This window comes from Saccharopolyspora sp. (genome assembly GCF_017434145.1).
Lineage (GTDB): Bacteria > Actinomycetota > Actinomycetes > Mycobacteriales > Pseudonocardiaceae > Saccharopolyspora_C > Saccharopolyspora_C galaxeae.
Genome location: NZ_JAFRFW010000506.1, coordinates 1 through 1,810 on the forward strand (window position 1 = coordinate 1; position 1,810 = coordinate 1,810).

Below are 1,810 nucleotides of genomic sequence, written 5' to 3' on the forward strand. Positions count from 1 at the left end.
GCTCAAGGAGATCTCCTCGGCACTGAAAGTCGTCTCCGGCGCCCTGGCCGTGGTCGGTCTGGTGTTGCAGGCGATCCCGGTCGTCGGCAACGCCGTCGGCGGCGCCTTCCTCATCGCCGCCGGCATCACCGGCGGCGCCGCCCTGGCCATCGACGCCGGTATCTACGCCGCCACCGGTGAAGGCAGTTTGACGTCGATCTTGGTGGATACGGCGTTAACGGTCATACCGTTCGGACGAGTCGCCAAGCTCGGCGGAAAGCTGGTCGGCGCCGGCGGGAAACTGGCCAGTGCGGCGAAGGGCGCGGCTGCGGGAGCGGGCCGGCTCGGGCGGCAGCTGGGGGCGAAAGCCAAGTCGGTGATGCCGTGGGGGAAGAAGTCGTTCCGGATCGATCCGATCGATGTGGACAGCGGCCGGATGCTGCTGTCGCAGACCGACGTCGAGCTCGACGGTGTCCTGCCCCTGGTGCTGGGGCGCACGCACGTGTCGTCGCATCGGCACGGGTTGTTCTTCGGACCGAGCTGGTCGTCCACATTGGACCAGCGGGTGGAGGCCGACGACGACGGCGTGTACTTCGCCTCCGAAGACGGACTGACGGTGCCGTATCCGCATCCCGGGCCGGGCGCGGCGGTGCTGCCGGTGGTGGGTCCTCGGTGGCCGCTGGAACGCTCGGACGACGGTGCTTATGTGATCACTGATCCGGATCGCGGTCGCACGCTGCGGTTCGTGCAGTACGACGCGTGCTGGCTGCTGTCCTCGATCACCGACCGCAACGGCAATCGGATCGAGTTCTCCTACGACGACACGGGCCTGCCGCAGGAGATCCGCCACAGCGGTGGCTACCGCATCCGCGTCGAGACCAAGGACCGTTTGGTCACCGGCCTCTACCTGCGCGACGCGGACCACGGACAGGACGTGGCGCTGACGCGCTACGGCTACCGCGACGAGCGGCTGACCGAAGTGATCAACGAGTCCCGGCAGCCGATGCGGTTCGACTACGACACCGCGGGCCAGATCACCGGGTGGACCGACCGCAACGGCGTGCAATACCGCTACACCTACGACGCCGAGGGCAGGTGCGTGCGCACCGACGGCTCGGACGGCTTCCTGAGCGGCACGATCACCTACGACACCGACCACGGCATCACCTACGTGACCGACTCGCTCGGACACCGCACCGCCTACCACCTCAACCACTCCGGCCAGGTCGTCCGGGAGGTCGACCCGCTCGGAGCCGAAACGGTCTCCGAGTGGGACGAGTTCGACCTGCTGCTGTCCCGCATCGACCCGCTGGGCCGCACGACCAGCTACGAGTACGACCAGCGCGGCAACCTGACCACGGTTCGCAGGCCGGACGATGGCCTGGTCCGGTTGGATTACAACGAGCTGCGCCAGCCGATCACCGTGACCGCTCCGGATGGCACGGTCTCGTACCGGGAGTACGACGCCCGCGGCAACCTCGTGCGCACTGTGGATCCGGCGGGCGCGGCCACGACGTACGACTACGACGAGCGAGGGCGCCTGCGTCGCGTCACCGCCGCGCTGGGCAACACCCGCCGCGTCGATCCCGATGCCGCGGGCTGGCCGACCGCGATCACCGACCCGCTCGGCGCCACGACGCGCTATGAGCGGGACGCGTTCGGTCGAGTCACCGCGCTGTCGGACCCGGTCGGTGGAGTGACCCGCTTGGGCTGGACCGTTGATGGCAAACCCGCGTGGCGGACCCTGCCGGACGGGGCGACCGAGCGGTGGCTCTACGACGGCGAAGGCAACCCGCACACCCACGTCGACGCTCTCGGGCAACGCACGAGC

Annotated in this window: 1 protein-coding gene; it reads left to right on the top strand. The window is 69.1% G+C overall.

The genetic code is table 11. The annotated features are described in order from the left end of the window. Nucleotides 1-1,810 (top strand): DUF6531 domain-containing protein (locus IJH84_RS14025; protein ID WP_367269022.1); only part of this gene is annotated, 1,810 nt, incomplete at both ends.